Genomic DNA, 7,951 nt, shown 5'->3' on the forward strand with positions numbered 1-7,951 from the left:
GGGCGTGCGGATTCGCTGTGCGAAACGCTCAGTGCGAACGCCGTTCGGGCGGATTCACTTGTGCGAAACCGGAATTGCCGGGCCGTTGCGGCAATTCGAGCACCAGTCGCGCGCCGCCCAGCGGACTGTCGGTGAAATAGGCCCGTCCGCCGTGTAATTGAGCCTGCTGTGCGACCAGTGCGAGCCCCAATCCGGAGCCGCCTTTGCCGGCATGACGGCCGCGCCGGAAACGCTCGAACACCGATTCCCGTTCGTCGACGGGCAATCCGGTGCCGTTGTCGTCGACGGCGATCACCACCGTTCCGTTATCGGTGCGGTGCGCGTGTACCGCGGCCTCTGTCGCGCCGCCGTGTTTCACCGAATTCGCCAGCGCGTTGTCCACCGCGAGCCGCAGCCCGGCGGGCAGGCCACGGGTCACCAGATCGGCGTCGGTCCGAATGTGCACCGTGAGACCGGGGAAATGCCGCATCGCGTCGTGGGCGGCCTGGTCGCACAGATCACCCACATCGGTGTCCACATGGTCGCGGTCCTGGGTGAGATCGCCGGTGGCCAGCCGCTCCAGCGCCGCCAGTGTGGATTCCACCCGGTCCTGGCTGCGTTGCAGGTCGGCGAGGATCTCGGCGCGTTGCGCCGCGGTCAGGTCGAGGGTCCGCAGCACCTCGAGGTCGGTGCGCATGGCCGTCAGCGGGGTGCGCAGTTCGTGGGCGGAGACAGCGGCGAAATCGCGGGCCGTGGCCAGCGCCGCGGCGGTCTCGGCCTGGGCCTGATCCACCCGCGTCAGCATGGTGTTCACCGCGTCGGCCAACTGCTCGGCCTCACGCACGCCGGAGCCGTCCACCGGCGGCCGGGCCGGATCGGGATCGCCGAAAGCCGTCCGCGCGCCGACCCGTTCGGTGAGATCGACGATCGGGCGCACCGCCCGCCCGGCGAACAGCCAGCCCAGCGCCGCCGCGGCTGCCACCGCCAGCAGTGCGCCACCGAGCACCCTGCGCTGCTGTTCGGCGGTGACCCGCGCGGCCTCGTCGGCCGGAATGCCCAGTGTGACGGTGCGTCCGGCGGGCTGGTTCTCGGTGGTGGTGAGCACCCGGTACCTGACGCCCTCCACGGTGACGGTGCGCGAGCCCACCGGCAGGTCGGGCAGGCGCACCGAACTGCTGGCGAGCATCTCGCCGCCCTCGCGCACGGTGATCGCCATGTCGTCGCCCAGCCCGGTCAGGCCGAGCACGCCCACCGCGATCACCGGATTGATCAGCACCAGCCGAGAGGCCACCGCCAGCTGCTGGTCGCTCTGCTGCAGGTTGATGCGCTCGATGGCGCGCACGGCCACCGCGCTGACCAGCAGCACCAGGATCACCGCACCGGCGGCCGCCGCGCCCGCGACCCGGGTACGCAGGGAGAACGTCCGGCGGCGGCGCTCGGCGCGGCCGCGCCGGGCAGCGGCCGGACTCATTTCGGCGCCCGCAGCACGAACCCGACCCCGCGCACGGTGTGCAGCAATCGAGCGGTGCCGTCGGCCTCGAGCTTGCGGCGCAGATAGCCGACGAACACGTCCACCACATTGGTGTCGGCGACGAAGTCGTACCCCCACACCAGCTCGAGCAGCCGCTCCCGGCTCAGCACCACCCCCGCGTTGCGGGCCAGCGTCGAGAGCAGTTCGAATTCGCGCTTGGTCAGCTCGATCTCGCGTCCGTGCAGCAGCGCGCGATATCCGGCGACGTCCACCTCGAGCGGTCCGACGGTGATCGCCCCCGGGGCGGCGGGTGGGGCGGTGTCGGTGCGCCTGCGCAGCAGCGCCTTGATACGGGCCACCAGCTCGGCGAGCACGAACGGCTTCACCAGGTAGTCGTCGGCGCCGGATTCCAGACCCCAGATCCGGTCGTCCACCGAGGAGCGGGCGCTGAGCACGCAGACCGGTACCTCGTTGCCGAGCGCGCGCAGGGCCGTGACCACCCCGGCGCCGTCGAGCAGCGGCATGTTCATGTCGAGCACCACGGCGTCGGGACTGTGCTCGGTCACGCTGCGCAGCGCCGCGGCCCCGTCCCTGGCCACCAGTACGTGGAAACCCGACAGCCGCAGCCCGCGTTCTACCGAGACGAGCACGTCCTCGTCGTCGTCGACGACGAGGACGGTCGGCAGCGGGGCGGTGCTCACGCCCCCCATTCTCCGCGCGGATGCGACTCGGGCATCAGAACGACACCGGCATCAGTAGTTCTGGCAGGTCGCCGCGACCTGGGCCAGCACCTGGCTCAGCTGGGCTGTGCGCGGATCGGATTGTGCCTGTTCGGCGGCCTCGGGGTTCTGCTCGAGCAGTCGCTGGAACTCCGCGCGACGCTGCTCGACCGGCTGATCGAAGCGCTGCTGCAATTCGGCCTTCTGACTGGGGTTGGCGTCGAGCAGCTGGGCCAGCTCGGGTGCCTCCACCCGCAGCGCCGCTTCGACCTGCGCGAACGTGCAATCGCTGGTGAGCAGGGGTTCGGCCAGTTCGGCCGGGCCCGCGGAAGCGACCGCGGGGCCGAGCAGGACCGCCGCCGTGGCAGCGGTGGCGGCGGTCAGGCCGGCGAGCCGGGTTCGGGTGCGCACGAAATTCATCGGTTGAGCCTCCAGATCCAGTCGGGTGTTGGTGTCCGACTACCCCGACGGTAGGCGCGAACGCGGGGCGCGGGATTGAGAGTTCATTGAGAAAACTCTGAGGATCGCCTCGACTGGAACTCGAAAAGGCCGCAGACGTCCGGCTTTTCGCAGTTCACGCCGCTGTGCCAGGCTTCTCAGGAACTCGCGGTCTCAGGTACTCGGCTCGGGATTCTCGATCATCGGCGATTGTCCGTTGCCCACCGTGTTCGCGGCTTCGGCGGCCGCGTCGGCTCGGCTGGTGAGGATCTGGTCCTCCAGCGCGGCCAGCACGGCCGGGTCCTCGATGGTGGAGGGCACCTCGACCTGATCACCCGCGCTGATCTGGCGGATCGTCTTGCGCAGGATCTTGCCCGAGCGGGTCTTGGGCAGGCCGGCCACGATCACCGCGTCCGCCAGCGCCGCGATCGCGCCGACCTGCTCGCGGACCCGCGTGATCAGCTCGTCGCGCAACTGGGCCGGATCGACGTCGATGCCCTCCTTGAGCACCACATACGCGATCGGCCGCTGCCCCTTGAGCTCGTCGGGCAGCCCGACGACCGCGCACTCGGCCACGGCGGGATGCCCGGCGACGGCGGCCTCCATGCTGCCCGCGGACAGGCGGTGACCGGCCATGTTGATCACGTCGTCGCTGCGACCCAGGACGTAGAGGTAGCCGTCTTCGTCGAAGTACCCCGCGTCGCCGGTGGCGTAGTGGCCGGGGAAGACCGAGGTGTAGGAGCGGGTGAAGCGCTCGTCGTCGTGCCACAGCCCCGACAGCGTGCCGGGCGGCATGGGCAGGCCGATCACGATATTGCCCTCGGTGCCCGCGGGAACCGGATTGCCGACCGCGTCGAGCACGCGTAGCCGGAAGCCGGGCACCGGCACCGACGACGAACCCGCTTTGATCGGCAGCCGCTGCAGGCCCAGCGGGTTCGCGCAGATCGGCCAGCCGGTCTCGGTCTGCCACCAGTGGTCGACCACCGGGCAGTCCGGCAGTTCGGTGAGCAGAGTGCGCGAGGCCCAGTCGAAGGTGGCCGGGTCCAGGCGTTCGCCCGCGCAGAACAGCGCGCGCAGCGACGACAGGTCGTGGGCATGGGCCAGCTTGGCCTCGGGATCGGCCTTGCGGATCGCGCGCAGTGCCGTCGGCGCGGTGAACAGCACCCGCACCCGGTGCTCCTCGACGACGCGCCAGAACGCGCCCGCGTCGGGGGTGCCCACCGGCTTGCCCTCGTAGAGCAGCGTGGTCGCCCCGGCCAGCAGCGGCGCGTAGACGATGTAGGAGTGGCCGACCACCCAGCCGACGTCGGAAGCGGCCCACATCACCTCGCCCGCGCCGATGTCGTAGATATTGCGCATCGACCAGGTCAGCGCCACCGCGTGCCCGCCGTTGTCGCGGACGACGCCCTTGGGCTTACCGGTGGTGCCGGAGGTGTAGAGGATGTAGAGCGGGGCGGTCGCGGCGACGTTCACCGGATCGGCCTTCGGCGCGTCGGCGACCGTGTCGTCCCAGTCCAGCCAGCGCACCGGATCGCCGGATCGCGCGTCCTCGTCGGTCTCCGGCGTGAAGTGCGGTGTGCGCTTCTTCACGACGACGTGACGCACGGTGTCGGTCTCGGCGAGCGCGAGGGCGCGGCGCACGATGGGCGGATATTCGATCTTGCGATTGGGCTCGAGGCCACCGGCGGCAGTGACGATGAGCACGGGTTCGGCGTCGTCGATGCGGGCGGCGAGTTCGGGCGCGGCGAAGCCGCCGAAAACCACCGAATGCACCGCGCCGATCCGCGCGCAGGCCAGCATCGCGATCACGGCCTCGGGAATCATCGGCAGATAGATGACCACCCGGTCACCGCGCCGCACGCCCAGTTCCCGCATCGCGCCCGCGAAGATGGCGACTTCTTCGACCAATTCGGCATAGGTATAAGTGCGCTTGGCGTTGGTCATCGCCGAGTCGTAGATCAACGCGGGCTGGTCGGCGCGTTCGGGCAGGTGCCGGTCCAGGGCATTGAAACATGTGTTGAGCTGGGCATCGGTGAACCACCGGGCAGCCGGCTTGGCGCCTGCGTCGACGATCTGGGTGGGCGGCACATCCCAGTCGACGGCCTCGGCCGCGGCGGCCCAGAAACCGGCCGGATCGACCAGACTGGTCTGGTAGACCGGCCGGTACTCGCGCTTCTCGTTCAACTCCGGTGACTCCCTAGCCCTCGCTTCGATGCCCGCCTCGATAGATCTGTGTGATTGTGGCAGACTTCACGCGACGCCCGGGAGGGCGCCGCGACCTTTGGTTATGCCTGGAAGAGGCAGGTCAAGTCCCGTGGCGCTACCTGATGTCGCCCAAGCTGTTATTGATCCGTTAGAATCTGATGTCACTTATTTCGGCCGTCATAGACGCAATTTCTCGGCCAGCCGCAGTTCTCGGCCAGCTCCACCTGTCGAGCCAGTGCGATTGTGGAGGTTCGCTGATGGCGCGTGGATGGGGCCAGTTTGGAAAGTGAGTGGGAGATGCGTGACGCCGCAAGGTCCGGCAAGAAGCGCTGGGCGCTCGGCAATTGGGACCTGCGCTGGAAGGTTACGGCGGTTCTCGCCGTGCCGCTGGCGGTCGCGGTCGGTCTCGGAGTGTCGAGGATTACCACGGAGTTCGGCGAAGCCAATCGGCTCGAGGGCGTCGCGGAAAATATCGAGGTCATTCCGGCTGTGACCGGCCTGAGTGCCGCGGCCGCGACGGTCGCGGGCTCGCAGATGGTGTCCCTGATACCCGGCGCCTCCGTGGTGACCGATCAGGACCTCACCGAGCTCGACGAGGCCATCGCGACCGCGGAATCGGCCAACGGGAAACTCGACGGCCGCGACGAGTCGCAGGCCTCGCTGGCGACGATGGTCACCGAAGCCAGGGCGATTCTCGCCAGGGGCAAGGCGGCCGCGGAGCCGACCGAGGCGCTCGGCGGGATCGACCGGATCCGTAACGAGAGCGTGAGCATCGTCGAGGGCACCGTGTCGCAGGTGAGCGATCCGGCCATGGACGCGGCCAAGCTGCGCCTGGTGGACTCGCTGAACACCCGCGCGACGCTGGTCACCGAACTCGCCGCGTTCAACACCGTCCTGCACAGCTTCGACAAGGGCGTCGCCGAGTTCGTGACCGCCTCGGAGACCGAGCGGCACCTGCTGAACGTGCTGGCGCACCGCTTCGCCGACGGCGACACCGCCATCGCCGACCTGCGCGCGGGCGTGGACACCCGCATCGACCTGATCGAGAGCCCGGAGGCGCAGGCGGGCAAGATCCCGCTCGGTGAGCTGAAGAACTCGCTGACCACCAGTGTCGACGTCTACGAGCGGGTCATCGCGAAGGCCACCGGCGACCTCGACTCCGCCATGGGCAACCTGTCCAGCCGCGCCAACCGGGACGCCTGGACCTACACCGCGGTCGTGCTCGCCACGATTCTGGCGGCCCTGCTGCTCGCGGTCTTCGTCGCGCGCTCGATGATCGTGCCGCTGCACCGGCTGCGCCTGGCCGCCTTGCGTGTGGCCGAGAGCGACCTGCCGCACGAGGTCGCCCAGCTGCGTACCGGCGCCTCTCCGGAGGACGTGCCGCTGGAGCCGATGCCGATCCGCTCCGAGGAGGAGATCGGTCAGCTGGCCCGCGCCATCGACGACATCCACGGTCAGGCGCTGCGCCTGGCCAGCGATCAGGCGCAGATGCGTTCCCAGGTCAACGACATGTTCGAGACTCTGGCCCGGCGTTCCAAGTCTCTCGTCGACCATCAGCTCACCCTCATCGAGGCGATGGAGTACGACGAGAAGGACCCGCGCCTGCTGGAGAACCTGTTCCGGCTGGACCATCTCGCCGCCCGTATGCGCCGTAACGGCGACAACCTGCTGATTCTGGCCGGCACCAAGCAGCGCCGCGCCAAGTCCGCCCCGGTCGAGATCGCCGACGTGCTGCGCGCCGCGATCTCCGAGGTCGAGGACTACGAGCGCGTGAAGCTGGGCGCGACCCCGCGCGGCGCGCTCAAGGAACCGTCCGCCTCGGACCTCGCGCACCTGTTCGCCGAGTTGCTCGACAACGCGCTGCGCGCCTCGCCGCCGGAGACGGACGTGAAGTTCACCTTCGCGCAGGCGCACGACCAGGGGTTGCTCATCGAGGTCGCCGACCGCGGCATCGGCATGCCGCCCGCGGAGATGGCCGAGATCAACCGCAAACTCGAGCAGACCGCCGAGCCCGGCCCGGATACCGCCCGCCACATGGGCCTGTTCGTGGTCGGCAGGCTGGCCGAGCGGCACGGTCTCACGGTCCGGCTTCGTCCGACCTTCGACACCGCCCGTGACCCCGGCGTCACGGTCACCGTGCACGTGCCGGTCGGCCTGATCGTGCCGGTCAAGACCGGCGCGGCCGGGACCGGCGGTGCCGATCTCCAGGCCGTGCAGGCCGCGCCGCTGCAGCCGAACCCGCAGCGGCCCGCGTCGACCATGCAGACCCGCGCGGTCACCCGTACCTCGGCGGGCAACATGGTGGTGACTGTCGACCCGGGTGTCAGCGGTCCGATCCAGACCGGTGATTCCGGTCCGATCGCCCCGGCGATCCCCGCCGGCGCCGGCACCGGCGGACTGCCGCAGCGTCAGCCCGGTTCGGCCGCCGCCTCGGCGGGCATGGCCTCCGAGAGCGGCAGCGGCGGCACCCATTCGGCCAGCCTGCGCGAGTCGAGCGCGTCCGCCGCGGCCAACGGCCCGCAGCGCGGCAAGCTCGCCGCCGCCAGCATGCCCAAGCGCAACGCGGGTACCACGGTGCCCGGTAGCGCGCAGCCGCCTTCGGGTCCGTTGCCGCCGGTCTCCGGTCCCACCGTGCGTGAGGCGCCCTCGGTCGCCGAGCCGGGTGGTCTTCCACAGCGTGAACCCGGTGTCAACGGCAGTCCCGCGCCGAGCGGCCCGGGTGGTCTGCCGCAGCGTCAGCCCGGCGCGAACGGCCCCTCGCCCGCCGCGGCGCTCGGTGGTTCGGCTCCGGCCGGTCCCGCTCAGCGGCCCGCGTCCGGCGGCCTGCCGCAGCGTCAACCGGGCGCCAACGGCGCTCCGCCGTCCGAGCCCGGCGGTCCCGGCCTCGGTGGCCCGGTTCAGAGCGGCCCGGTTCAGGGTGGCCCGGTTCAGGGTGGCCTGCCCCAGCGTCAGCCCGGCGCCAACGGCAGCCCCGCCCCCTCGGGTCCGTCCCAGGGCGGTCTGCCGCAGCGCCAGCCCGGTGCGAACGGCAGCCCGCAGCCGCTGGCAGGCGGTCTTCCGCAACGTGACCCCGGCGCCAACGGCGCGCCCAGGCCGGAGGTCTCCCGTGGCGCCGCCCCCGGCGGTCTGCCGCAGCGCG

Annotated in this window: 5 protein-coding genes; 1 reads left to right on the forward strand and 4 read right to left on the reverse strand. The window is 70.6% G+C overall.

What is annotated here, in order from left to right:
• Window positions 1–28 precede the first annotated feature (28 nt).
• The 4 genes from NS3_RS20175 to NS3_RS20190 form a co-directional block, all read right to left on the reverse strand.
• Window positions 29–1,450, reverse strand: coding sequence for a sensor histidine kinase (locus NS3_RS20175; protein WP_084495765.1), 1,422 nt, complete (start codon window positions 1,448–1,450; stop codon window positions 29–31).
• Window positions 1,447–2,160: a response regulator transcription factor gene (locus NS3_RS20180; RefSeq protein ID WP_157101439.1), complete on the reverse strand. Its 714-nt coding sequence runs from the start codon at window positions 2,158–2,160 to the stop codon at window positions 1,447–1,449. The genes NS3_RS20175 and NS3_RS20180 overlap by 4 nt, the downstream gene beginning before the upstream one ends.
• Window positions 2,161–2,202: 42 nt before the next feature.
• Window positions 2,203–2,589, reverse strand: coding sequence for a hemophore-related protein (locus NS3_RS20185; protein WP_067862081.1), 387 nt, complete (start codon window positions 2,587–2,589; stop codon window positions 2,203–2,205).
• Window positions 2,590–2,781: 192 nt separating this feature from the next.
• Entirely contained in the window at window positions 2,782–4,791 is a 2,010-nt protein-coding gene (locus NS3_RS20190) for an AMP-binding protein (protein ID WP_067862083.1), read from the reverse strand.
• Window positions 4,792–5,109: 318 nt separating this feature from the next.
• On the opposite strand from NS3_RS20190, the gene NS3_RS20195 reads away from it, so the two are divergent.
• A partial coding sequence (locus NS3_RS20195) for a sensor histidine kinase (RefSeq protein ID WP_067862085.1) occupies window positions 5,110–7,951 on the forward strand: 2,842 nt, incomplete at its 3' end.

Source organism: Nocardia shimofusensis NBRC 100134, from assembly GCF_001613125.1.
Classification (GTDB): Bacteria; Actinomycetota; Actinomycetes; order Mycobacteriales; family Mycobacteriaceae; genus Nocardia; species Nocardia shimofusensis.